This window comes from Shewanella psychrophila (assembly GCF_002005305.1).
Classification (GTDB): domain Bacteria; phylum Pseudomonadota; class Gammaproteobacteria; order Enterobacterales; family Shewanellaceae; genus Shewanella; species Shewanella psychrophila.
On record NZ_CP014782.1, the window covers coordinates 2,176,386 to 2,199,499 of the forward strand.

A 23,114-nucleotide genomic window follows, 5' to 3' on the forward strand; every position below is an offset into this window, starting at 1 on the left:
GTCACATATTAGCGCTTGGAGATATTATCGACAGGTCAAAACTGAATTTTAAAAATCAAAAACGCCTACCTAGTTTGAAAAATATACTAGACAGTCATCATTTATGATCTAAAAACTACAATTCGAATAATAAATAAGCATTATTAGCCTGTTCGCTTGAAGCAGATATTTGAAGGTTTTGGTACTATTTGAGCAAAAAAAAGCAGCGCTTGAATAAAGACGCTGCCATTTCTGTTTCTACGCATATTTCGGTATTACATAGGATTAAGCTAGTTATCGTACTTATCTAGTTGACTATTACTATTAATATCTTTATTGCCATCGTAGGGGCCAAATTCATTTTTCTTATAATCGCCGACAATGTGGCTAAAGCGACTATTATAATTGCCTTTACCGATATCCTGATGAAGAAGCTCAAAACTATCTAATACATCGTCACCATCACTGTCCGATAATATAGGTTGTGAGCAGTATTCAATATCACCACTATGGTACTCTGTGCGCTCAGCCAAACACTCTTCAACTTCGATTTCAGTAGATAAGCCATCATTATCTAAATCCACTAAGTCAGGATAAACCTTACCCGCGGCATCTTCGTTAGCAAAACGCACTTCTGGATAGACAGTAATGTTAGAGCCAGGTGATGCGATTACCGCGCCGTTCATTTTAAAATCAAGATAGATACATCCGGTTAAAATGTACGGATAAGAAACTTCACCATGTTTAGGTTTGTCACAGCTTAAGCTACTATCAAGCTCTTCCAATGGGCTGTATAACTCCCAGTGGTCTTCATGAGCGGTTTTATTACCACGGGCAAAAAAGGTGCTTCGGCCTTGGCCAGCGGTAGCGGTATAAACGCCAAAAGAGTTTCCTGAGTCTCCAATAATATTATTATGATGATCTCTACCACCATACTCCTTAAGGCCTTTACTGGTTAATATATTGAGTTTGTCATCAATTAACAAAGCAACCGCGTTGGCACTGTTTTCATAAAAACGTACTTTTTTACGTTTACTGTGACTTATGTCTTTAAAATCCAGTGTCATGTTCAGGGCTTTACCATCCGGTAATTGCTCTCGGTGATACTGTGCATAACCGTTAAATTCAAGGTAATAATCATCACGTGGCGTATTACTGTTCGCATCATTTTCGTCAGTGCGATAATCATCTTCGACCATATGCATATAAGTGACATAATTGGATGCTTGCTGATAATCCTGCACTTTCGTCGCTACTTTTTTTACCTTGTATGTCTCTCCGTCTTTGTTTTTGCCATCAAAGAGTACATACAGTTCACCACTGGTCGTTAATGCTGCAATACCTTTGCTGACTTGGGTACTCTTAACTATCTTTTTACCCGTGTTTTTGAAGAAATTGGCGAACTTAAGATAGATATTGCCCTTCTCATCCACTTCCTGAGCACCAACTACGCGCACAAAAGCCTGTTCACTTTGATCTTTATTCAAGCAATAAAATGAGCCGTGCTGTTTGCCATTATCTGATGCATCCCAACATTGTGATACCTTACCTATCTGTTTAGTCCAATCAGAACTGATAAGTTTGCCAGTACTACCACAGTCAATACTGTAATAGGTCGCCGTGCCATCATTAAAATAAACGACCGCAGAGAAAGTGCCAAAGCTTTCAATCTTTGCTACATCACTTAGGTTTAATGCATTAAATTTATCGGTAAAATCACCATAACAAGCATTAACGGTACCGTATATTTGGTTATGTGCGATAGCATTACCATATTGCGTTACCTCGAAGGCAATACCGCCGTATCCCATGATGCGATCGGCATAGGTTAAACCGTAATAGACTTGGCTTGTGGCAGGCAGCTCAATGAGTGTTTCAATCGGCTGCAGTGCATTTAATGCTGTAAATAGGACTATCTTATCTTCACCGCCACTTTCACTACTCATGTCGATTCGGTAATTACCAAAACCGATATTTTTAAGCGCTGTGGCATATAAGCCATTATTTTCCATATAGGGAAGCAGTGTCTCTTTAAATGGCTTAATCAAAGTATTACGCCCTGCAGCCCCTAAGGCGCCATCTCCAAAGAGTTTGATAAAGCCGTTAAAGGAAAACTCTAAAATCCCCTCACGTACATAGCCTGTTTCTATGGTGATAAACCCACTGCTCACGCCGTCGACCTCATGGTCATAAACCGTGTACTTAACTTGATATAGTCCCTTTTCACTGGCTGAAAAAGTAAACTGGGTATTATTGACATCACCCGGATTAACTAGGCTGACATTGGCGTCATACACCTGCACGCCAACAAGTTGCACCTTGTCACCTTCCTTGTCGTTAACCAATGAGCCAACACCTGGAAAGTGTAAAATATCCAGCGTCAATGAATCCTCAACGGGAACTAATCGAGCATAGGTTTCATCTTTGGTTTCAGGAGCAGTATTACTATCCCCTGAAACATCAATATTGATGACGCCGCTAAACACCAGTTTATTATCATCGACCACGGAATAGGTCACCGTCGTGAGGCCGATTTCAATCCCTTGATAACTAAAATCCCCATCTTCAGAGACGTTAGCGGTGCCGCTGCCAACGACCACAGTTGACGCTTCAAATCTTGGGTTCGTCATCGGCAAAAACTCTGTGGCGAGTTCATCTTGAATGTTAAGGATCAGCGTCTTGCCCACTGCGAGGAATTGACTTAATTCCGGTAATACACCACCAACAGGAAGCACTAGCCCTTGCTCTACAGCCATCTGCTTAGCACTTTGACTGGTAAACAAGATTGAAGCCAGACCAGAAATCTGCTCCTCCCCATCGGTCACGGTATAGCGGTAATCACAGCTCACAGACTTATTGGGCGTAACCGAGAAGGCTAGCCCTTGTTTATCTATGTTTGTTACCTGACAGGCAGGCATATTTCCGAGCGGCGTAACGTTCTCCAGACAGAGCTTATTCCCCGCTTTAGAGGTCACATAGTTAGATAAATTAAAGGTCAATGGCTGCGCGGTATGATCAGCTATCGTCACAGAACGGCGAAAATCCATCGCTGTCACGCCCTTTTTGACAACTGGTTGCGGAGGCGGAGGTGTTATATCGCCGCCATCACTCTCAGCCCCCCCGCCACACGCACTTAGGATAGTAAGTGATAATAATATGCATAAATGATTAAAAAATTTCATTGTAAACCCCATTAAAAGTCCATTTTACAACGCAACGCCAACGTCAATTTTCTAATGATTTGAGGAAACTTAAAGGTTCACGATTAGCTCAGCAGTGAAGAGCCTGCACTGATAAAGCGTGCAGCTAATGCTTTTCAAGCCAGTAATACCAATCGGTAATAACCCAGAGTTAACGCAATTTGAAAAAGGAGATGGTGCAGTAATTTCGAGCAGATGTTAACAATTGGACTAGGGCTTCTACAGGGCACTGTAGGAATAAAGAATTTAACTATGCCTATAGAAGCGAATATGGGGAGCTATCTTTTAAATATGTTGAACCTCTAACTTTCAAGTAAATCAGCGTGTGCCTTCAACCAAGCGATTATCCCATGGTGTGATAGGAAATCATCTCGGCTAATACTGATAAGCTTTCGTCTGCCGCCGAAGGGATTCATATCTTCATTCTCAGTCTTAGCTTCAACCTTAAAACCAAAGTTGGTATATATTTGTGCAGAACTTTTATCTCTAACGATAAAAAAGATCTCTTTTATCTCAGGATCATGACATAAAACCTGAAGTAAATATGCACAGGTATACTCCCACCATTTGAAACTAAACCGCATTGCCGAATGAAAAAACATCACTTTTTCACCACGCACTTCGGCGTCACGGGGGGCATTATAAAAATGTCTAAACTCACTCCTCAGCAGCTCTCTCTCATGCAGGTTATGCACCGACAACATGGCATGAGCATAAAGAGAATCATCTTTACCCTCACAGGTTAATATATGCAGTGCATGCTTTTCCTGCAAGATAATAGAACGCTCACACCTCTCCCGCACAGCAATATGATCGAGTTTAAAAAAACGCCCACTGCTATCGCAAATTCTCTGTAATTTATCCATATCGGTCAAAGGCTCAGATCCACAATGATGCTTAAAACTGGCATCGGGAATGGGATAAAAAGCCCCCTGAATCAAGTCATGTTGATCGTAAGCATGAGCCACTATTCGTCTCATCTGATTTATCTTGGTTTTAGACAGCTTGAGATCTAACTTAACCAGATAACGTATCACATCGTATTGAGCGAAAGAGAGTAGATGTATGATCCGCAGTGTAGAAGGCATGGAAACGCCACGCTCCCAACGACTGTAGGTGATCAGATCGAGATTGGCAAAAACCTTATGATGCAAAGACAGCTTTTCAACCATCTCGGCTTGAGTACATTCAATCTCTGTACGGATTTTTAAAAGTAAGGAGAATAGTTCCATTAATCTCTCATAAAGTGACTGAGGATAAGGCGTTTTACACCTTAATATCTAATTTAAATATTATCAAAAAAGTCCGGGGATATGGAAATTTATCACCTTTTATTTATCAGAGTTTGAAGTCTGTCCTAATAGCCTAACTTTTGATTTAGTTTTGATTTATCAGGGGGCCGCGCTTAAGCCACAACCCCTAGATGAATTAGCCTAATTGCTTGGCTAAGCTAAAGTCCTAATTCCGTCAGCCCTGGATGTTGATTCGGTCTACGTCCTATGGGCCAATGAAATTTACGTTCACTCTCCTCAATCTTCAGATCGTTAATGCTGGCGTGGCGTTGATCCATCAAGCCGTTTTCATCAAATTGCCAATTCTCGTTACCATAGGCTCGGTACCATTGCCCCTGATCATTACAATATTCATAGGCAAAACGCACCGCGATGCGATGTTCATCAACTGCCCACACCTCTTTGATCAAGCGATATTCATGTTCTTTCTGCCATTTAGCGGTAAGTAACCCGATAATCTGCTCACGCCCCTGCACGAATTGATCACGATTACGCCAAGTTGAATTTTCACTGTATGCCATGGCTATTTTCGTTGGTTGCTGTCCATTCCAGGCATCTTCGGCCATTCTTGCTTTAATCACTGCACTGGCTTGGTCATAGGGTGGCAATGGTGCTTTTTTGTCTTTATTTATGTTATTCATATCTATTTCTCACTGTATGTCTTGCTTGCATCATTAATGATTAAAAATCCAGAGTCAGCACTTGTGTCTTTGCTCGGGAAACACAGGGACAGAACAGCTGTAACTGCTCTTTTTCAATATCGGTCAGCACACTGTCTCTATGGTCAGGTTTTCCCTCTATCACAGGTATCGCACACTGTTTACAGCTTCCAGACTGACAGCTAAAAGGTGTATCAATATCGGCAGCGAGTAAGGCATCGAGAACCGACTCATCGGCAGCAACCTTAAGTTTCAGTTTCGACTTAACAAGATCCACTGTAAATGCCTTATCCTCTACAGAGGTTTCTACAACGCCACCGAAGCCTTCACTTCTTATCCGGTCGCTGTCGATACCCAACTCATTGGCCATAAACTTCATCTCACTGAGCATCTTTTGTGGGCCACAGATATAGAAGATGGTGTTTTTTGGCGCCATCGATAACACATGACTTAAATTCATTCGCCTGTTTTCGTTGCTGGGATAAATTGATATCGACTCACCAAACTCTCGTTCTAGTCGGTCCCTAAAAGCCATATCCTGAATACTTCGGCCACAATAGTGCAGCGAAAGCGTTACGCCTCTCGACTTTAAATATTGAGACAGCGGCTTTATGACAGTGATCCCAACCCCTCCAGCAATCAAGATTGCAGGCTCAGATCCTGAGTGCACATCGAAATGGTTGCTTGGTAAATCACAGTTAATCACCATTCCAATTTGAAAGTTATGATGGATCGAATAGGATGCACTCTTGTGGAGATCTTGCAGCAAAACATCATCGACCTGGCTGCTTTGTCGTCTAGCGAGTACGGCTATCTCATAGAAGTTTCGGCGCGAGGGATTAGAGCAGATAGAATAAGAGCGATGCACCAGAGAGCCATCATTGAACAGAACCGGCACTCGAATATGAGAACCTGCAGTCACTAAAGGCAACTCTCCTCCACCAGCCGCTTTAAATTCAAAGGCACGTATTTCAGGTGTCAATTGACGTATGCCGCTGATAACCAGACTCAGTGGCCCCTCACCTAAAGTCACAGGGCTTAATCCGCCAACGTTTTCAGGCTTTTCCACTGGCTTATTTTCAAGTTGCTTAAGCTGTTTAACCTCAAGTTTTTTAGCTTCGGCAAGCCTAGCCGCTACAATGTCCTCTACCTCAGCTTCACTATATCTAGGCGTGATATGTTTAGGGCAGTTCCAATCGAAGGCTTCAACTTTGATAACAAAGGCGCGCTCGACTCTGGCCCGATAATCATCATCCTGCAACTGACCCAACATTTCTGAGTCATTCACATCCACAAGCTTTACCCTGCCGAGCAACTTAAGTCGGGTCTTGTTCGGATAATCCATAAAAAACAGTGACACCTTGTCATTGTTAGCGAAGTTACCTGTGCTGATATACTGGCGATTACCGTTATAATCGGCAAAGCCAATGGTCTTCTCATCGAGCACTTTCATAAAGCCCTTCGGCCCACCTCGATGTTGGATGTAAGGCCAGTCGGTTTCACTGATACTGGCCATATAGAAACTGTCACGGGCCTGGATAAATGCTGTTTCAGCAACGCCAAGGCGATCATTAAAGTCCTTGCCACTTTCCATCCGCTCATAGCCTTTACGGCTGCCAAGCCTCGCCTGAACCTCTTTCACGGCAAGTGTGAAGCCTATCTCAGCAAATCTATGACCCATGACTTTATCTCCAATAACTCGATAAACTTATCCGACAGCTATGACCTCTTAGCTGATATCCCAGCTAAAGCGTGACAGCAGCGTATCTCACCTGACAGAGTTGAAAATAGCCCTTTAAGACAGGTGAGAATATCGCTCTAACACAAGTGAAACAAGTATTTGACACAAGTGTCAAGTTTTACCGTTTCAACTCACAGCAATTAAGCCACTTTGTTCAGTGACACTTTTGGAAAGTCGATATCTAATTGACTCGCTTTACCGAGAATATTGGTCATCACGTTCATGCCTACATGGGTAATGATTTCGACAATATCTGCTTCGGTGTAGCCCGCTGCGCGCACCGCGGTTAACTCGGCATTGGTCACATTACCGTTATGTTCGGCGAGAGATGTAGCAAATTTAACCGCCGCAGCAGCCTTTGCATCTTGGCTGATGCCAGCGCGATTGGCCTCTATTTCATCACCATTGAGACCCGCTTTACGACCCAATGCAGTGTGAGCAGATAGGCAATACTCACAGCTGTTTTGTTCAGCCAAGGCTAATGCAATACGCTCACGAGTCAGCGGCGTTAAGCTACCTTCGCCGGCAATGCCATGTAAGCCAAGAAAAGCGCGAAGCGCAGCGGGTGAGTTGGCGAACACTTTCAAGAAATTTGGCACCATACCCAGCTGAGACTGAATCGCCTCTAAAAGGGCTTTTTGTTCATTATTGGCAGTATCGTTTTCGATTAAATTAATGCGGCTCATGGTCGTTCTCCATTATATGAATTGCTCGTTGGTTTATCGGTAACAAGCCTTCTGTACTTGCTTGGTAACTAGATTGCCAAGTTTCACTTTAAAGAAGAATACCCGTATATTACATTTGATAATTCCAATAAATGGAATAACCACTCTAGTAAATTAATAGGCTAGTTAACTAACAAGCAAGTGGAATAACAAATGGATAGGTTTCATCTTCTCAAAGTATTTATTGCCGTAGCTGAAGAGCAAGGGTTCGCTGCTGCGGCAAGAAGACTGAACATGTCGCCACCAGCGGTGACTCGTGCCATCGCTGGGCTCGAGCAGCAGCTCAATGTCAAACTTCTCAATCGCACCACACGTTTTGTTAGGGCGACCGATGTTGGGCTGCGTTACTTAGATGATGCCAGGCGTATCTTGGCAGACCTAAGCGCTGTCGATGAAGCGGTAACGGGCATAAATGCAGAGCCACAGGGACATCTTGCGGTCACGGCACCTGTGATGTTTGGTAGCCTGTTCGTTATGCCTTCAATAGTCCGCTACCTGCAGCTGCACCCCAAAATGGAAGTCTCAGCCATCTTTCTAGATCGGGTGGTTAACATGCTCGAAGAAGGTATAGATGTGGGAGTAAGGATAGGTCAACTGCCTGATTCGAGTATGCGTGCCAGACGGGTGGGCTCAGTCAGACTGGTACTTTGTGCATCACCACAATATATCCAAATCCACGGCCTTCCCCAACACCCGGAGGAGCTGCATCAACACACGATTATTGCCTCAAAGGCCGGCAATAATGGCCTGGACTGGCGTTTTCCTGATGGCAAAACGATTAAGTCGGTTAAGGTCAAACCCCGTCTAACGGTCACCACCAACGACGCCGCCATCTCATCGGCCATCGAGGGCTTAGGGATCACCCGCTTACTCTCATATCAAATCGCCCCGCAACTCGCCTCGGGTGAGGTTAAAATTTTACTGGAAGACTATGAGCCTGAGCCAAGGCCTGTGCACATCATCCATCGAGAGGGCCCCAATGGTTCGGCCAAGGTGCGCAGTCTGGTTGACTTATTAGCAGAACAGCTTATGAATGATCCCGCATTAAACTAGATTCTGAGGTGGATGCGCTTGTTCCTCCAGGCAGCTTTTTACCCAAGCTTTATGACAAAATGATGTAAAATCACGTAATTTTAGTGCTTACGCACAAATTAATAATAGATAAAGGTGATAAATTAGTCTCTAATCACGATGCCTGATTGTACTCGGCACAGGATAATAGCCAAAGCCTGCGATACCTTAGCCGTGGACCTTAAATACGACTAGCGAGCCGGGTTAACCTATAAAAATAGCTATTAATAATACCCATAAACCAGGGACCCCACTATGAGCCAAGTACTAGTCTTGTTGGCAGTGATATTTTTCATTGTTATTGCCACCTCAAAATTCAAGCTACACCCATTTTTGACGCTGATTTTAGCCTCATTCCTTACCGCATTTGCCTATGGCCTTCCTAGTGCAGATATTGCCAAGACTATCACTAGCGGATTCGGTGGTATTCTTGGCTATATCGGTCTGGTTATCGTACTCGGTACCATTATCGGTACCATATTAGAGAAGAGCGGTGCGGCCATCACCATGGCAGATGTGGTCATCAAGGTGCTGGGGAAGCGCTTTCCTACCCTGACCATGTCGATTATTGGCTACCTAGTTTCAATTCCGGTATTTTGTGACTCAGGTTTCGTTATTTTGAACTCACTCAAGCAGTCTATGGCCAATCGCATGAAGGTCTCGAGCGTTTCAATGAGTGTCGCCTTAGCAACGGGTCTGTATGCGACTCACACGTTCGTACCGCCAACTCCAGGTCCTATTGCCGCTGCGGGTAACTTAGGCCTGGAATCGAATCTTGGCTTAGTCATCTTGGTCGGTGTCTTTGTCGCGGCAATAGCCGCACTTGCAGGCACGCTTTGGGCTAACCGTTTTGCCAATGTTGAGCCTGATGGTGAAGGCGCCGATGAGCTTAAAAATAATGTCGAGGACTTTGACAAACTCAAAGAAGCCTACGGTACATTACCTAGTCCTACTCGCGCATTTGCCCCTATCTTCGTGCCTATTTTACTTATCTGTTTTGGCTCAGTCGCTAACTTCCCTTCGGCGCCGTTAGGCGATGGCTTGTTATTTGATGTGCTGGCCTTCCTAGGTCAACCTGTAAACGCCCTGATGATTGGTCTGTTCTTGTCGATTTCACTACTGAAAAGCAGCGAAAAGATTAAAGAGTTCAGCGAGCGTATCACTCAAGGTTTAGTGGTTGCAGCGCCCATTCTGTTAATCACAGGTGCAGGAGGTGCATTTGGCGCCGTGCTTAAGGCGACTGAAATCGGTACCTTCTTAGGTACATCACTATCGGCATTAGGTATCGGTATCTTTATGCCATTCGTGGTGGCTGCAGCACTTAAGTCTGCCCAAGGCTCATCGACCGTGGCGTTAGTAACCACATCGGCCTTAGTGGCACCTATGCTTGGCGATATCGGCCTTGCCAGTGACATGGGCCGCGTACTGACAGTAATGGCAATCGGTGCTGGTGCTATGACTGTTTCTCATGCTAATGACAGCTTCTTCTGGGTCGTGACTCAGTTTAGCCGCATGAGCGTAAAACAAGCCTATAAAGCGCAAACAATGGCGACGCTGGTTCAAGGTCTTACCGCGATGACCTTAGTGTATATCTTGAGTCTCATTCTACTTTAAATGCTCGGCCCACAGTACAGTGGCTGTCACAGCAGCCACTGACATTTTATACCTCACTCAATACTTTGTTTTTCTGACAGCGCTTTAGGATCCCAATCAATGAAAATAGTTATCGCTCCCGATTCATTCAAAGAAAGCCTGAGTGCGATGGAAGTAGCCAAGGAAATAGAGCGCGGCTTCAAGTCTGTCCTGCCCAACGCAGAATATCTTAAATTACCTGTTGCCGATGGCGGCGAAGGCACAGTGCAGTCTATGGTCGATGCGACCAAGGGTGCCATTATCGAACTCGACGTTATCGGTCCGCTAGGCAACAGAGTTGCAGCACATTACGGCATACTGGGCGATGAGTATCAGTCAGATAGAAAAACCGCCATTATCGAGATGGCTGCTGCCTCTGGCCTGCACCATGTTTCAGTCGAGAAACGCGACCCTTGTATCACCACCAGCTATGGCACAGGGCAACTTATCTGTGATGCACTAAATCGTGGCATCACGCGCATTCTTATCGGCCTTGGGGGCAGTGCCACCAACGATGGCGGCGCAGGTATGGCCCAAGCCCTTGGCATTCATCTGCTCGATAGTTCAGGCAAGGCGCTCGGCGTGGGTGGCTCGGCACTCAGCGAGCTTCACAGCATCGAGATGAAAGATCTCCATCCTCTTATCCAACAATGTGAATTTATCGTCGCCTGTGACGTAGACAACCCCTTATGCGGAGATAAAGGTGCATCGGCTATTTTTGGTCCACAAAAAGGCGCCACTCCCGAGATGATTTCCAGACTGGATGCAGCCTTGAGTCGATACGCCGACATTATTGCCCAGACGCCTATCCGAAACAGCAAGATTGAAGATAACCGTAACACCCCAGGTGCGGGCGCGGCTGGCGGAATGGGATTAGGGGTCATGGCATTCCTCAATGCCACACTCAGAGCCGGCATAGATATCGTTATGGAGACAGTTAAACTCGATGAGAAAATACAAGGCGCAGACTTAGTGATAACGGGGGAAGGTAAACTCGACAGCCAAACTCTACACGGTAAGACCCCCATGGGAGTCACACGTGTGGCCAACGTACAGGGGATCCCGGTTATCGCCATCGCAGGCTGCGTCAGTGATGATGCAAATGTGTTGCTCGAACATGGCATATCAGCCATCTTCTCTATCACGCCAAGGGCGCTTCCCTTAAAGGAAGTATTGGCCAACGCTAAACATAACTTGTTTAGCGCCTCACAGAATATCGCCGCTCTCTATGCCATGAAAATAAAGGCGTAATACCATCCCTGAAGACGATAAAATGACACTAGCTGCTATTTATCGTCTTCAGCTACACTGTCAATTTTCAATGTTCAATTTTCAATGTATTAGTGCACCACTGAGCCTAAACAATCGCCATCGCTTTACATTCCCCATGAATCGTTTTAACTTTGCCACTTGATGCACCAAAGCGCATAAAGTAAAGTGACCCCCCTTTGGAAAACTGCAACAAATAGCAGTTCCTGTTGATTAGTGTGATAGTTAAGAGATAACCATGTCGATGACACCCAGACGAGCCACAGCTTCTGAAGAGGCATTACTGCGCATCTTCACCGTACCGGAAGCCCCTGATTCAACATTAAGCGTCATCGAGCAAAACATATCGCAAAATTTGATGGGCTTCCTGCAAGAAAGTGTGGTTGCCATCGAGAAGCCTCTGTCTGAGATAGAGTTGGACTTTCAGCAGCATCAGATCCCCTCGGCACCTCAGTTTGTCTCAGATTATGCCGACGATATGATGAAGACCTTAGTGGCCCACTCGGTACATACGTCATCGCCTAGCTTTATCGGTCACATGACCTCAGCGCTGCCTTATTTCGTCTTGCCCCTGTCTAAGATGATGGTTGGCCTCAATCAAAATCTGGTGAAAATTGAGACCTCTAAGGCCTTCACGCCACTGGAACGTCAAGTCTTAGGCATGATGCATCACCTTATCTACAGTGAAGATGATAAATTTTATAAAAGCTGGATGCACAGCGCTAACTACTCCCTCGGAGCATTTTGCTCAGGCGGCACAGTTGCCAACATCACCGCCCTATGGACAGCGCGCAATCAGCTGCTAAAAGCAGATGGCGACTTCAAGGGCGTGTCGGCTCAAGGCCTAATGAAAGGTTTGCGCCACTATGGCTACGATGATCTGGCCATCTTAGTTTCCGAACGTGGTCACTATTCATTGGCAAAAACGGCAGACTTGCTGGGCATTGGCCGTGAGAACATCATTCAGATCCCCACATCAAACGACAACAAGGTCGATGTGGATAAGATGCGCGCCATGGCGAAACAGCTTGAACATGACAACATCAAGGTGATGGCCATCGTCGGTGTCGCAGGCACCACTGAGACAGGGAATATTGATCCCTTAGATGAGCTTGCAACATTGGCAAGCGAGCTTAAGTGCCATTTCCATGTGGATGCAGCCTGGGGTGGAGCATCGCTTTTATCGAACAAGTACCGCCATCTGCTTAAGGGCATAGAACGCGCGGACTCTGTCACAATCGATGCTCATAAACAGATGTATGTGCCCATGGGCGCAGGTATGGTTATCTTCAAAGACCCAGCCTTTGCCAATGCCATCAAACACCATGCAGAATATATTTTACGAAAGGGCTCTAAAGATTTAGGCAGTCAAACCCTGGAAGGTTCACGCCCGGGTATGGCCATGCTGGTTCATGCCTGCCTGCAGGTCATTGGCCGTGATGGTTACGAGATCTTAATCAACAATAGTTTAGAGAAGGCACGTTATTTCGCCGAACTTATCCAAGATCATAGTGATTTCCAGCTGGTATCAGAGCCCGAACTCTGCCTGCTCACCTACCGTTATGTACCAAAGCAAGTGCAAGTAGCAATGCTGCAAGCCAGAGAAAGTGGTAACGCAGACAAGTTAATCGAGTTTAATCGTGTGCTCGATGGCCTGACCAAGTTTGTGCAGAAACGTCAGCGAGAACAAGGGACTTCATTTGTCTCCCGAACACGAATCAATCCTGAAAGTGAAATAGGCCTTAACATCAAATCTGTGGTATTTCGTGTTGTATTGGCTAATCCGTTAACCACTCATGAAATACTGCAACAGGTCTTAGCCGAGCAGATAGAGATAGCCAGCCAAGATGATAATTTTTTACCTCAGCTACTCGCTCTGGCATCCGAATAAGCTAAATCAACCCTAAACACCAAAGTATTGAAGCCGTTAATCAAACGGCTTCTGTTTCCCTTAAGGTCAGCACTTCATATCCTGTTTCAGTCACGAGTATCGTGTGCTCCCACTGCGCCGATAGCTTCTTATCCCGGGTCACCACAGTCCACCCATCTTTCTTGGTTTTTATTTTGGCATTGCCCTGATTGATCATCGGCTCTATGGTGAAGGTCATTCCTGCTTTCAAGGTTAAACCTAAACCCGGACGACCATAGTGCAATACTTGCGGCTCTTCATGCATCTCACGGCCTATACCATGACCACAATACTCCCGAACCACGCTATAGCCTGATTTCTCGGCATATTTTTGGATTGCATGGCCAATATCGCCCAGAGTCGCTCCAGGTTTAACTGTATTAATTCCCTGCCACATGGCTTCGTAAGTGGTCTGCACAAGCCTCTTAGCGAGTGGGCTCGCATCGGGCAGCAGGTAAGTCTTACTCGAATCAGCAATAAAATCATGCTTTTCCAGGGTGATATCGACATTGACGATATCAGTGCTCTTCAACCTATAGGTTTCAGAAGGCACACCGTGGCAGACCACTTCGTTAACTGAGGTATTGAGGGAATATTGATAGCCATATTGCCCCTTGCTGGCGGGGCGAGCATCGAGCTCGTTAATAATAAAACCTTCGACTCGATTATTAATATCCATGGTGGTCATTCCCACTTGAATATAATCATCTAACATCGTAAACACCTGAGCTAGTAGCTTACCCGATTGCCTCATTAACTCAGCTTCAGCGGCCGATTTTATCTGAACATCACTCATGACTTTACTTTCCGCCTTATTCTAGATGGCTATTTATATTGGCTTAGCTTCTTGAAGAATGCTTTCCAAAGACACGTTTTCATCTCTGAGGCGCTGCTGCAATATCTCATTGAAGGTTAACGTCGGATTCAGCTCGGCTAACATGCCAGTTTTTATCCAAAACTCCACTTGGGAGTTGATCGATCTCGACATAACATGACTCGACTTTCTGATCTCTTCATGGAGTTCATCGGAAATTTTAACCAGTCCCACAACACACCTTTATATGGTTTATATATAAAACGTATACGTATTGTATGTAAACCAGGTATTTCCATCAAGACCCTATTTAAATGTATTTTCGGTAAAGCATGAGTATTAAGCGAGAACCCTACCCTGCGTTACGTATCCACATATCTATGCTCTCACTACTTTTCATTCTCAACACTGGCTGATAATAGTTATCATTTGCATTGAGATATCTTTTATTCCCTGCTAGCCTTGTGTCAGTCCCCCCATATAGCCGCACATAACAAGGAAAAAATATGCTTCGTACATTTGGTTTGCTGCTCACTATCACCCTCTCCTTCTGGTCTCAAGAGCTGCTTGCCAGCCAGAGTGATAAGTTTAAGGTCATCACCACCTTCACCGTTATCGCAGACATGGCGAGAAACGTGGCGGGGGATGCCGCTATTGTCGAGTCAATCACCAAACCAGATGCCGAAATTCATAACTATCAGGCGACACCGGGAGATATTCGCCGGGCTCAGGGAGCCGATCTCATTTTGTATAACGGTCTCAACCTGGAACTCTGGTTCGACAAGTTTTTTCATAATCTCAATGAGGTCCCCCGCACCATTGTCACCAAAGGCATAGTGCCTATGGGTATTTCTCAGGGCCCTTACTCAGGTAAGCCTAATCCCCACGCTTGGATGTCTGCCCCCAATGCTCTGATCTATGTGGAAAATATCCGTCTGGCCTTGGTCCGCTATGACAGTAAAAATGCGCCAAGCTATAACGCCAATGCCAAACGGTATTCGGCGCAAATCCTCGCCGCCGTTGAACCATTCAAGGCGCAGTTAGAGGCGGTCGCAGAAGACAAGCGGTGGCTGGTGACCAGCGAGGGGGCATTTAGTTACCTGACTCGAGACTATGACCTAAAAGAGCTCTACCTTTGGCCTATCAATGCCGATGCTCAAGGCACCCCGCAGCAGGTAAGAAAGGTTATCGACCAGATGAGGCAGCAAAAAATCCCCGTCATCTTCAGTGAGAGCACGGTATCGGCCAAACCCGCTCAGCAAGTGGCACGAGAAACCGGAGCCAAATACGGCGGCGTGCTTTATGTGGACTCTCTGAGCAGCAGCTCTGGACCGGTGCCGACCTATATAGAGTTACTCACTACGACACTGAGCACCATAGCCAGGGGGCTAAATGAGTAAATTAGCAAGCGGACTCACAGTCAACGACATTACTGTCACCTATCGCAACGGTCACACCGCGATTCATGATGCCAGCTTTGACTTACCTAAGGGCTCTATCACAGCGCTGGTCGGCGTAAATGGCAGCGGTAAGTCCACCCTGTTTAAATCCATCATGGGCTTCGTCACTTTGGCAAAGGGCAAGGTTGAGATATTAGGTTTGTCAGTTAAACAGGCGCTAAAAAGCAACCTAGTGGCCTATGTACCTCAGAGCGAAGAGATAGACTGGAACTTTCCTGTGCTGGTGGAAGATGTGGTCATGATGGGGCGATATGGCCATATGAACATGTTTCGCATCGCCAACAAGCGTGATGAAGAGATGGTGAATATTGCCCTGGACAGAGTCAACATGAGGGCATTTCGCAAGCGTCAAATCGGTGAGCTGTCCGGCGGACAGAAGAAACGCATTTTTCTAGCCAGAGCCCTAGCCCAAGAAGGCCAAGTCATCTTGCTCGATGAACCTTTCACTGGCGTGGATGTGAAAACTGAAGATCAGATCATGGCGCTACTGCGTGAGCTACGCGCCGAGGGCAAGGTTATCTTGGTATCGACTCATAACCTAGGCAGCGTGCCCGAGTTTTGTGACAGAACAGTCCTCATCAACCGCACCGTACTCGCCGCCGGTCCCACCAAGTCGGTATTCACTCAGGAGAATCTGCAGCAAGCATTTGGCGGCGTGTTGCGCCACTTCGTATTAGGCGGCAAAGATCTTCATCAGGATGATGACGCCAGACAGGTAACCTTGCTGACAGATCATGAACGTCCTGTGGTGTTATACGGTGACGACAGCAAGACTCAAGTTGTCAGCAGCGAATAGCGCTTAGTAAATAGTCCTTTAAAAACACTTAAAAAAAGCATTGAGTAAAAAGCAATAAAAGTGAACCCTATGATTGAAACTCTATTACAGCCATTCGAATATGGTTACATGGTAAATGCCATATTTATCAGCGCCTTGGTAGGTGGTGTATGCGCCTTCCTATCTGCCTATCTGATGCTTAAGGGCTGGTCCCTGATTGGCGATGCGCTGTCACACTCTATCGTTCCCGGTGTCGCCGGCGCCTATATGTTAGGCCTGCCCTTCGCGCTGGGCGCCTTCTTCTCCGGGGGGCTCGCGGCAACGACCATGCTATTTCTCAGTCAACGCTCTAAGCTCAAAGAAGATGCCATCATAGGCCTTATCTTCACTTCCTTCTTCGGCCTCGGCCTGTTTATGGTTTCCCTCTCTCCCACTTCGGTGAACATTCAAACCATAGTGCTGGGCAATATTCTGGCAATCACTCCGGAAGATACCCTACAACTCCTGTTGATTAGCGGCATATCTCTGGTCGTATTAATGTTGAAATGGCGAGATCTTATGGTGGTTTTCTTCGATGAACACCATGCCAGAAGCATAGGCCTCAACCCCAATGGCCTTAAGATCCTCTTCTTCACTTTACTGAGTGCATCGACGGTGGCGGCGTTACAGACTGTGGGTGCGTTTTTAGTTATTGCTATGGTCGTGACACCGGGGGCTACCGCTTATCAGCTTAGCGACCGATTTGGCATTGTCGTCATTTTAAGTGTCGCCATAGGCACGATGACTTCATTAGTCGGCGCCTATCTGAGCTTTTTTATCGATGGGGCTACTGGCGGCATCATAGTGGTATTACAGGCGTGCGTCTTCGTGCTGACATTTGTGTTCGCGCCTAAACATGGCTACCTGGCGACAAGACGAAGGGGCAAACACGTCTCAGCCCCTAACTTAAAAGCCGCCTCTAAACCAAAGTCGAAAAATATTGCAGCCAGTACAGGAGTTCCCAATGACCAGCTTATTTAACTCGGGTCTGGACGCATTGCTCTTACCCTTTAGCTTTACCTTCATGCATCAAGCCTTCGCGATTGTCCTGTTAGTGGCAATTCCCACCTCTGTGCTCTCCTGCTTTCTAGTGCTAAAGGGCTGGTCGCTGATGGGGGATGCCATCTCCCATTCGGTACTCCCCGGAGTTATCTTGGCCTATGTGCTGTCTATCCCCTATGCCATAGGGGCATTCGCCGCCGGTATGTTCTGCGCGTTAGCCACTGGATTTATCAAGGACAATAGTCGTCTCAAGGAGGACACAGTGATGGGAGTGGTGTTTTCCAGCATGTTTGGTTTAGGCTTAGTGCTAATGACTAAGGTTGAGACCGGGGTGCACCTAGATCATATCTTGTTCGGCGATGTACTCGGTGTGAGCTGGACAGATGTACTAGAAGCCGGTGGCATTGCGCTGCTTGTCATCAGTTTCATTCTCTTCAAGGGGCGGGATCTGCTGGTATTTGTGTTCGATCACCAACATGCCAAGGCCATAGGTCTGCCAGTGGGACTGCTACATTATGGTCTACTGTCGATACTCTCCCTCACCATAGTCGGTGCACTTAAGGCTGTAGGTATGATTTTGGTTGTCGCCATGTTAATCGCTCCCGGTGCCATCGCCTTCCTGTTAACCCGTAAGTTTCAATCTATGATGCTAATCGCGCTGCTTATCTCGACCCTGACTTCCTTCTTGGGGGTCTACCTCAGCTTCTTTATCGATAGCGCCCCAGCGCCAACCATCATCATGCTGATGACACTGATCTTCATCTGTGTGTTTTTCTATTCCGGCTATCAGACGAGGCGTGCCTCCTCTCCCCTCTACTTTCATACAGAAAAACCAAAGCTCAGAAAACCAAAGTTCAAAAAACCAACCAGAACGCCACATAGTGTAGAGACGGCCAGATAGCGAGTGACGAACTTCGGTCTATAGCTCGTGACTCGAGGCTTTCTTAGCCTTGTCTTGAGCTCGGTAGTTTATTGGATAGCGAGTAGCGAGTAGCGAGTAGCGAGTAGCGAGTAGCGAGTAGCGAGTAGCGAGTAGCGAGTAGCGAGTAGCGAGTAGCGAGTAGCGAGTAGCGAGTAGCGAGTCAATCAGATTAAACAAAGAGCGGCTAACTTGTCCCAACTAGTATTTGATTTAGAGCTAGAGTTAGCACTAGCCGCTATTGTTGAAAATGCTGAAAAACGATCTGATAAAAGGCCTGTTCGTCATCGTCGTCAACTCCCTTTGCTGAATCTTCTGATGATGGAGCGCAGAGGCTGAATCCATTTTTCACTAATACAGCAATCGATGCCAGATTACTGCTTTCAACCCCGGCAATAATTTTACTAACTTGAGCCTTATCAGTATTAGCTCCGCTGTTCGAAGCGCTTACCCAGGCCACCAGCCCCTTAATTACCTCACTGGCAAAACCTTGCCCCCATTGTGACTCACTAAGCAAGTAACCAAGGTGTAATGTGACCATATTATCAATTAGCAGCTGTTGAGCCTGTTGCTCTTGATACTGCTCTTCATGTAAAAAAATAAAGCCTATCACTTGGCTGGCTTCACGCTTTCTCACCACTAAGAAACTGCACTCCTCGGCCCTCGCCTCTAGCCAGCCCTTGGCGTCCTCAAGACGATGAATATTTTGCCAACCCGGAGGCAAGGCGCGGGTCACATTTGGGCTGAGAATATCCAGCGCCATACCAGCAAGCTCAGTCTGATTCAGAGCTTGATGTTCGGCTGAGCCTGGCCAAACTGAAACAACCAGCCTTGGAGTCTCGAATCGGCACAATGAAGCCGCATTTTTCATATTCCCTCTCCTAATATCAATCAGTCTAATTAAAGCAAGTTAACATCAATCAATAAACCGGCTGCGCAGCTCTTCTGTAGGCAACATACAGGTATCACGCTTACCGAACAGAGAGTAACGCCGACTGCCCAACCCGTTATAGAAAAAATCCCTAAATGAACGTGGCAATACCTTAAAAATTAAAAGTAATTTCCAAAAAACAGATAAGTCCTTGCAGATCTCAAGCGCCGCATCGGTACGGGTATAACATTGCCCTTGCTTGATAAGAAAAAAGGTATCGCCATAATCACTCACAAGGGAATATCTGCTCATCAAGTCTTTCGCAGCCTCGCTTTGCATAGGCGTAAAGCAAAACCTCTGTTGAGGATCGCGCTTAATGATGAAGTTGACCGCGCCATTACAGAGATTACACACCCCATCGAAGATAATGATATTTCTGGTTTCCATGGCACTCCTTTTTTACTTAACCATGCTTCTCTTAAACCAAACGTTACGCCAAGTCCTAAACCAAGTGGCTAAGTGGCTAAGTGGTTATTGAGTTTGAGGTTTGAATTTGAGATTTACATTTAATCCCTACTATTTGGTTCAGAAATTGCTAACTCTTTAATTTAAAAAATGTCGTTAGAGAAATAGCTAAAGAACTTGCTAGATAAATAGCTTCAGGTTTAACAATCGTATCCAGAGGAAGGACAGTAACATGATGACAGTTAATGGCTACAATGCTTATTTAAATACAGGTACACAAATTAATAAGCCTGCACAGATTCAAACTAGCCAGCCAATTGTGTCAAACTCAGTCAAAACGCCCCACGCACAGAATAATGTCATCGACCCAGACAGACAATATCAAGACATAGTCATGCTTTCATCAGACTCACAAGCCTCAAAAAAGCCAGAGCCCGACAGCTATGAACAACTTGGTTCACAAGCCAAACAAAGAACCAGCTTACAAGATGTAATGCAGACCATACTGGACAAACGCACTGGCATTGACCGTGAGAGATTAGATGAGATCGAAGCTCAAATCCAAGCTATTGCAAAAAGTGACACCTTAAGCAAAGAGCAGAAGGAGGCACAGATCAAACAGCTAGAGGAGCAAAAGACCCAGCTGATACAAGAGTTTGTCGAGAAAAATGAGCAAAACCAACGGCAATTTGATAATCGAGATATTTCGTAGTTACATGCATTCATAACAACTGACTCTCGTCGTTACAGGCATTCATAACAGCGGCAAAGCAGATGCCGCTAACGGGCAAAGGTTCGCCGCATTAACGGCAATGAGCAACCACTGAGTGAGTGGCTACTACAGCTTGCCCTTGATAATCGTTAAATGTAACGAGCGAACACACTCGCCATGGTGCCGTCTTTAATGGTGATTTCTAACCAAGCATCTACGTATTCTTTCCAAATAAGATCTCTGCTCATCAAGAACGCCTTGGCCGAATAACTCAGATTAGTATCAGGCATTGCCGCGCATAGTTTAGGATGCTTCTTAGATTGCAGCTGCACCTCAATACGATCAGTTATCATCACATCGGCGCGGCCATCGAGGATCTCTTGGAACACGGTCACATTACTGCCATGAACAGTGACCTTAGCTTGCTTAATATTGTCATCGACGAAGCGCTGATTAGTGCCACCTTTATTCACTATCACTCGAGTGCTTGGCTTGTCTATCTTGGCTAAGGAATCATACTGACTCACGTTAGCACATAAAGTTATCGGAGTTTTCCCCCCTTGCAGATAGACATCTGACATCAAACCGACCTGCTGTCGAAATAGCTTCTTCGAAATGCCACTCATCATAATATCAAAATTCTGGCTTCGAAAATCTGTTATCAGGCTGGCCCAGCTCGTATGAATAAATACTGCTTTTGCCCCCAGAGAGGCGGCTAACTGATTGGCCAGATCTATGTCTACCCCACTCCTGTGCATATCCTCTAAATATGAGAATGGCTCGTAGTCGCCGGTCGTGCCGACAAACATAATCTTTTGAGCCAGTATCCGGTCCAATACCGACGAATAAGCTTTGGGCTTCACTGAGGTTAGCGCCCTAAACAACAAAGCTTTATCTTCAAGACTCACAAACCGGGTATCTATGGCTTGATCAAATAACACAAAGTCATGTTCACCTTGGTGGCTCGCAATCCCTTGAATAATCGATTTGCCTAACACTATCAATTGGGGGCGTATTTCAGACAAGCTAAGTTCGGAATTAGTGGCCCCTTGTAACTCAGCTGGCAAGCCATGCTCTGTCCATTGCTGATAATAATTCCTCTGTATCTTCTTCGCTATTTCGATTTGAACCCGAAAAAAATCCTCAATCGCCTGAGATGCTACCCCTTGTTCCTTTGCCATCGAGACGCTCTTCTCAATTACCAACTTTTCTCTGGTGAGGTCTTCAATGGCTAGCTTATTTTGCCATTTGTATAAGGCCACCGCTTTCATGTACCCCAGACGTGTATTCATTTCCGAATAGAGCGCCAGATTTTCATCCTCCTCGGCATAAGCTGAGAAAGAAAAAATAGTCAGCAAGCTAAAGCACAATATTGCGTATAAACTAGCGAAATTAACGGTATAAAAACGAAGATATGCCATAAGAAAATTCAAGATGACTGAAATGGAGCACAAAGATATCAGTTACACCTAATATTGCAACAAAGACACAAGCTAACTGACTAATCCATAGGGCAACGAAAAACAACAGGCTAGCCAGCCCCATTGGTAGACAACGAAGCAAGCTAGCACTCACTGAGCACAATTTTGTACAAAAGCATTAGTCATTTATGCGCTATGATGACTCAGCACAACGAGGAGCATCATGGCGCAAACGGCACTTAAGGCAGACAAGCAAGATTCTGCAAAGCAGAGAAACAGTATCGAAAAAGCGGATTTTACCTTGGCTCAAGAGCTAGGGGGTATTGAGCTGCTCGATGCTAGTTATCAAAAACAGAACTTCTCCCGTCACAGCCATGAAGGCTACACAGTGGGGGTGATCGAAACAGGTGCGCAGAAGTTCTTCCGTACCGGCAGCAATCACTTAGCACCACAGAACAGCATAATACTGGTCAACGCCGATGAGGTACATAACGGCTGCTCAGCCACTGACAATGGCTGGTCTTATCGTGCCATGTACCCGCTGCCTGAGCAGTTCTCCTCGATTAACCAAGAATTAGGACTTTCCTCGAAAGGTGCACCTTATTTTCCCGAGGCCGTGGTCCACGACAAGTCGATGGCCGACATGCTCCGCATGACGTTTCAGACTCTTAAAGAGTCCGATAATAGGCTGCTGCGAGAGTCTGTTGTCTATGCCACTATGATTAAGCTCATGGCGCGTCACAGCAAGCACAAAGGCGAGCAGCAAACACAGACATTAGCTCAGCCTCAACTGGCACTGGTAAAACAGTTTCTCGATGATCACCCTGGCGCCGATATATCTCTGGAAGAACTGGCGCTATTAGCAGGACTTAGCCCTTTCTATTTGATTAAACAATTTCAGCACACCTTTGGTCTGCCTCCCCATGCCTATCAAATCCAAGCGCGAGTCAGGCTCGCCAAAAAACAAATTAGAAATGGCAATAAACTGCTAGATGTCGCCTTAGCCTGCGGCTTTCACGATCAGAGCCACCTTAACCGTCACTTTAAACGCACCATGGGCGTTACACCGGGACAATACGCAAAAGAGTTTACTGGTATGAGAAAAAGTGCAAGTTTGTACAAGCCAGCGTATCTCAGTTAAGTTAACTTAATGGCTAAT

The 23,114-nt window shown here is 45.9% G+C and carries 21 protein-coding genes; 10 read left to right on the plus strand and 11 right to left on the minus strand.

What is annotated here, in order from left to right:
• Window positions 1–269: 269 nt before the first annotated feature.
• The 5 genes from sps_RS09455 to sps_RS09475 form a co-directional block, all read right to left on the minus strand.
• Window positions 270–3,161, minus strand: coding sequence for a hypothetical protein (locus sps_RS09455; RefSeq protein WP_077752302.1), 2,892 nt, complete (start codon window positions 3,159–3,161; stop codon window positions 270–272).
• 320 nt (window positions 3,162–3,481) lie between these two features.
• Entirely contained in the window at window positions 3,482–4,411 is a 930-nt protein-coding gene (locus tag sps_RS09460; protein ID WP_077752303.1) for a hypothetical protein, read from the minus strand.
• A 218-nt stretch (window positions 4,412–4,629) separates the two neighbouring features.
• Window positions 4,630–5,112: a nuclear transport factor 2 family protein gene (locus sps_RS09465; RefSeq protein WP_077752304.1), complete on the minus strand. Its 483-nt coding sequence runs from the start codon at window positions 5,110–5,112 to the stop codon at window positions 4,630–4,632.
• 40 nt (window positions 5,113–5,152) lie between these two features.
• Complete coding sequence (locus sps_RS09470; protein ID WP_077752305.1) at window positions 5,153–6,811, minus strand: 2Fe-2S iron-sulfur cluster-binding protein; 1,659 nt, start codon at window positions 6,809–6,811, stop codon at window positions 5,153–5,155.
• A gap of 200 nt (window positions 6,812–7,011) precedes the next feature.
• Complete coding sequence (locus tag sps_RS09475; RefSeq protein ID WP_077752306.1) at window positions 7,012–7,557, minus strand: carboxymuconolactone decarboxylase family protein; 546 nt, start codon at window positions 7,555–7,557, stop codon at window positions 7,012–7,014.
• A gap of 192 nt (window positions 7,558–7,749) precedes the next feature.
• Between sps_RS09475 and sps_RS09480 the strand changes: the two genes are divergently transcribed.
• The 4 genes from sps_RS09480 to panP all read left to right on the plus strand — a co-directional run bounded on the left by sps_RS09480 (window position 7,750) and on the right by panP (window position 13,459).
• Entirely contained in the window at window positions 7,750–8,649 is a 900-nt protein-coding gene (locus sps_RS09480; RefSeq protein ID WP_077752307.1) for a LysR family transcriptional regulator, read from the plus strand.
• A 273-nt stretch (window positions 8,650–8,922) separates the two neighbouring features.
• Window positions 8,923–10,281, plus strand: a complete 1,359-nt coding sequence (locus sps_RS09485) for a GntP family permease (protein ID WP_077752308.1) — start codon at window positions 8,923–8,925, stop codon at window positions 10,279–10,281.
• Window positions 10,282–10,380: 99 nt separating this feature from the next.
• On the plus strand, window positions 10,381–11,550 hold the full coding sequence (locus sps_RS09490) for a glycerate kinase (protein WP_077752309.1): 1,170 nt from the start codon (window positions 10,381–10,383) through the stop codon (window positions 11,548–11,550).
• 256 nt (window positions 11,551–11,806) lie between these two features.
• Window positions 11,807–13,459, plus strand: coding sequence for a pyridoxal-dependent aspartate 1-decarboxylase PanP (panP, locus tag sps_RS09495; protein ID WP_418346726.1), 1,653 nt, complete (start codon window positions 11,807–11,809; stop codon window positions 13,457–13,459).
• Window positions 13,460–13,499: 40 nt separating this feature from the next.
• Here panP and map read toward each other — a convergent pair whose 3' ends face one another.
• Both map and sps_RS09505 read right to left on the minus strand, forming a co-directional pair.
• A complete protein-coding gene (map, locus tag sps_RS09500) occupies window positions 13,500–14,273 on the minus strand; it encodes a type I methionyl aminopeptidase (RefSeq protein WP_077752310.1) in 774 nt (257 codons plus the stop codon).
• 33 nt (window positions 14,274–14,306) lie between these two features.
• The gene (locus tag sps_RS09505; protein WP_077752311.1) at window positions 14,307–14,525 is read right to left on the minus strand and encodes a ParD-like family protein; all 219 of its coding nucleotides are present in this window, start codon (window positions 14,523–14,525) and stop codon (window positions 14,307–14,309) included.
• Window positions 14,526–14,797: 272 nt separating this feature from the next.
• Here sps_RS09505 and sps_RS09510 point away from each other — a divergent pair, with 272 nt between their 5' ends.
• From sps_RS09510 to sps_RS09525, 4 genes are all read left to right on the plus strand, one after another.
• Window positions 14,798–15,691: a metal ABC transporter substrate-binding protein gene (locus sps_RS09510; protein ID WP_077752312.1), complete on the plus strand. Its 894-nt coding sequence runs from the start codon at window positions 14,798–14,800 to the stop codon at window positions 15,689–15,691.
• Entirely contained in the window at window positions 15,684–16,547 is an 864-nt protein-coding gene (locus sps_RS09515) for a manganese/iron ABC transporter ATP-binding protein (protein ID WP_077752313.1), read from the plus strand. The genes sps_RS09510 and sps_RS09515 overlap by 8 nt, the downstream gene beginning before the upstream one ends.
• Before the next feature lie 69 nt (window positions 16,548–16,616).
• On the plus strand, window positions 16,617–17,546 hold the full coding sequence (locus sps_RS09520; RefSeq protein ID WP_077752314.1) for a metal ABC transporter permease: 930 nt from the start codon (window positions 16,617–16,619) through the stop codon (window positions 17,544–17,546).
• Window positions 17,530–18,468, plus strand: coding sequence for a metal ABC transporter permease (locus sps_RS09525; RefSeq protein ID WP_237158040.1), 939 nt, complete (start codon window positions 17,530–17,532; stop codon window positions 18,466–18,468). The genes sps_RS09520 and sps_RS09525 overlap by 17 nt, the downstream gene beginning before the upstream one ends.
• A gap of 18 nt (window positions 18,469–18,486) precedes the next feature.
• On the opposite strand, the gene sps_RS28480 is transcribed toward sps_RS09525, so the two are convergent.
• The 3 genes from sps_RS28480 to sps_RS09535 are packed head-to-tail and all read right to left on the minus strand — an operon-like array spanning window position 18,487 to window position 19,804.
• Window positions 18,487–18,666 carry a hypothetical protein gene (locus tag sps_RS28480; RefSeq protein WP_169915728.1) on the minus strand — a complete coding sequence of 60 codons (180 nt, stop codon included), beginning with the start codon at window positions 18,664–18,666 and terminating at the stop codon, window positions 18,487–18,489.
• A 58-nt stretch (window positions 18,667–18,724) separates the two neighbouring features.
• Complete coding sequence (locus sps_RS09530) at window positions 18,725–19,357, minus strand: GNAT family N-acetyltransferase (protein WP_077752315.1); 633 nt, start codon at window positions 19,355–19,357, stop codon at window positions 18,725–18,727.
• A gap of 45 nt (window positions 19,358–19,402) precedes the next feature.
• Window positions 19,403–19,804, minus strand: coding sequence for a thiol-disulfide oxidoreductase DCC family protein (locus tag sps_RS09535; RefSeq protein ID WP_077752316.1), 402 nt, complete (start codon window positions 19,802–19,804; stop codon window positions 19,403–19,405).
• Between the two features lie 250 nt (window positions 19,805–20,054).
• Between sps_RS09535 and sps_RS09540 the strand changes: the two genes are divergently transcribed.
• On the plus strand, window positions 20,055–20,534 hold the full coding sequence (locus sps_RS09540) for a hypothetical protein (RefSeq protein ID WP_077752317.1): 480 nt from the start codon (window positions 20,055–20,057) through the stop codon (window positions 20,532–20,534).
• A 149-nt stretch (window positions 20,535–20,683) separates the two neighbouring features.
• On the opposite strand, the gene sps_RS09545 is transcribed toward sps_RS09540, so the two are convergent.
• On the minus strand, window positions 20,684–21,955 hold the full coding sequence (locus tag sps_RS09545) for a transporter substrate-binding domain-containing protein (protein WP_077752318.1): 1,272 nt from the start codon (window positions 21,953–21,955) through the stop codon (window positions 20,684–20,686).
• A 223-nt stretch (window positions 21,956–22,178) separates the two neighbouring features.
• Between sps_RS09545 and sps_RS09550 the strand changes: the two genes are divergently transcribed.
• The gene (locus tag sps_RS09550; RefSeq protein WP_077752319.1) at window positions 22,179–23,096 is read left to right on the plus strand and encodes an AraC family transcriptional regulator; all 918 of its coding nucleotides are present in this window, start codon (window positions 22,179–22,181) and stop codon (window positions 23,094–23,096) included.
• The last annotated feature ends 18 nt before the right edge of the window (window positions 23,097–23,114 follow it).

Excerpts from the sequence above, each read along its gene's own strand:
- sps_RS09455 (WP_077752302.1), bottom strand. The coding sequence starts at position 3,161 with ATGAAATTTTTTAATCATTTATGCATATTATTATCACTTACTATCCTA.
- sps_RS09460 (WP_077752303.1), bottom strand. The coding sequence starts at position 4,411 with ATGGAACTATTCTCCTTACTTTTAAAAATCCGTACAGAGATTGAATGT.
- sps_RS09465 (WP_077752304.1), bottom strand. The coding sequence starts at position 5,112 with ATGAATAACATAAATAAAGACAAAAAAGCACCATTGCCACCCTATGAC.
- sps_RS09470 (WP_077752305.1), bottom strand. The coding sequence starts at position 6,811 with ATGGGTCATAGATTTGCTGAGATAGGCTTCACACTTGCCGTGAAAGAG.
- sps_RS09475 (WP_077752306.1), bottom strand. The coding sequence starts at position 7,557 with ATGAGCCGCATTAATTTAATCGAAAACGATACTGCCAATAATGAACAA.
- sps_RS09480 (WP_077752307.1), top strand. The coding sequence starts at position 7,750 with ATGGATAGGTTTCATCTTCTCAAAGTATTTATTGCCGTAGCTGAAGAG.
- sps_RS09485 (WP_077752308.1), top strand. The coding sequence starts at position 8,923 with ATGAGCCAAGTACTAGTCTTGTTGGCAGTGATATTTTTCATTGTTATT.
- sps_RS09490 (WP_077752309.1), top strand. The coding sequence starts at position 10,381 with ATGAAAATAGTTATCGCTCCCGATTCATTCAAAGAAAGCCTGAGTGCG.
- panP (WP_418346726.1), top strand. The coding sequence starts at position 11,807 with ATGTCGATGACACCCAGACGAGCCACAGCTTCTGAAGAGGCATTACTG.
- map (WP_077752310.1), bottom strand. The coding sequence starts at position 14,273 with ATGAGTGATGTTCAGATAAAATCGGCCGCTGAAGCTGAGTTAATGAGG.
- sps_RS09510 (WP_077752312.1), top strand. The coding sequence starts at position 14,798 with ATGCTTCGTACATTTGGTTTGCTGCTCACTATCACCCTCTCCTTCTGG.
- sps_RS09515 (WP_077752313.1), top strand. The coding sequence starts at position 15,684 with ATGAGTAAATTAGCAAGCGGACTCACAGTCAACGACATTACTGTCACC.
- sps_RS09520 (WP_077752314.1), top strand. The coding sequence starts at position 16,617 with ATGATTGAAACTCTATTACAGCCATTCGAATATGGTTACATGGTAAAT.
- sps_RS09525 (WP_237158040.1), top strand. The coding sequence starts at position 17,530 with ATGACCAGCTTATTTAACTCGGGTCTGGACGCATTGCTCTTACCCTTT.
- sps_RS09530 (WP_077752315.1), bottom strand. The coding sequence starts at position 19,357 with ATGAAAAATGCGGCTTCATTGTGCCGATTCGAGACTCCAAGGCTGGTT.
- sps_RS09535 (WP_077752316.1), bottom strand. The coding sequence starts at position 19,804 with ATGGAAACCAGAAATATCATTATCTTCGATGGGGTGTGTAATCTCTGT.
- sps_RS09540 (WP_077752317.1), top strand. The coding sequence starts at position 20,055 with ATGATGACAGTTAATGGCTACAATGCTTATTTAAATACAGGTACACAA.
- sps_RS09545 (WP_077752318.1), bottom strand. The coding sequence starts at position 21,955 with ATGGCATATCTTCGTTTTTATACCGTTAATTTCGCTAGTTTATACGCA.
- sps_RS09550 (WP_077752319.1), top strand. The coding sequence starts at position 22,179 with ATGGCGCAAACGGCACTTAAGGCAGACAAGCAAGATTCTGCAAAGCAG.